This is a genomic window from Corynebacterium tuscaniense (assembly GCF_008693065.1).
GTDB lineage: Bacteria > Actinomycetota > Actinomycetes > Mycobacteriales > Mycobacteriaceae > Corynebacterium > Corynebacterium tuscaniense.
This window is the reverse complement of record NZ_VXKH01000139.1, coordinates 1-986: the sequence shown is the minus strand read 5'-3', so window position 1 is coordinate 986 and position 986 is coordinate 1. Positions and strand designations below refer to the sequence as shown.

Annotated in this window: 1 pseudogene; it reads right to left on the bottom strand. The window is 55.2% G+C overall.

What is annotated here, in order from left to right:
- Positions 1-986, bottom strand: a pseudogene (locus tag F4V54_RS10900) (IS3 family transposase); the annotation flags it as partial.

Genomic DNA, 986 nt, shown 5'->3' with positions numbered 1-986 from the left:
TCTGCGACGGTGTCGAAGACTTGGCCGTGGTACATTTCGGTTTTCAAGTGGCCGAAGAAGTTCTCCATGACCGCGTTGTCGTAGCAGTTGGCTTTACGCGACATCGACTGCACACCACCGTTGTCATGAATCAAATTCCGCCAGGAGGAATGCTGGTACTGGAAGCCTTGGTCGGTGTGCATCATCCACCCGGGTTCAGGCGCACAAACCGCGATCGCCTTAGTCAAGGAATCAGCGGTAAACGCTGTCGACGGCGATGTATCCACAGTATGGGCAACAATTGAACGATCGAACAGGTCCATCACTGGTGACAGGTAGACCTTGCGGCCTGCGACCCTGAACTCGGTAACGTCGCTGACGAAAACGGTATTTGGCTGATCCGGGGTGAACTTGCGGTCAAGTTTGTTGTCAGCGATGTGGCTGATCGTCCCGGTGTAGGAAACATACGGTCTGCGCCGGCGGATCTTGGCTCGCAGCCCCATCTCGCACATGAGTTTGTAGACGAGTTTGTGGTTGACCACCCAGCCCTGGTTACGCAGGTCAAGGAGTACTCGCCGGTAGCCGTAGCGATGCTTGTTGCGTTCGAAGCTTTCCCGGATGGCATCTTTAAGCGCGGCGTGCTTATCCGGTTGGCTAAGGCGTTTCTGGTGGTAGAAGAAGGTTGACCGTGGGATACCTGCTGCTTCTAGGAGGTATTCCAAGCGGTGGTGTGACTTGAGGATGACAATCGCCCGGACTTTCAGGCGCGTCCCTGATTCCTCAAGTCCCGCAATTTTTTTAGATAAGCGTTTTCCGCTTCCAACCGTGCGATCTGACGGCGTAGCTGCTCCTCTTCGGTAAGCGGCTTTGACGCCGCTGAGCCTTTGGGTCTGCCTTTCGGCTTCGGCTTTAGTGCCTCGTCGCCGCCCTTGCGCCATTTCCACGACCAATAACTGACCATCTGGTCTGACGACAGGCCAAACTCACGTGCAAGATTCATCTTTGTC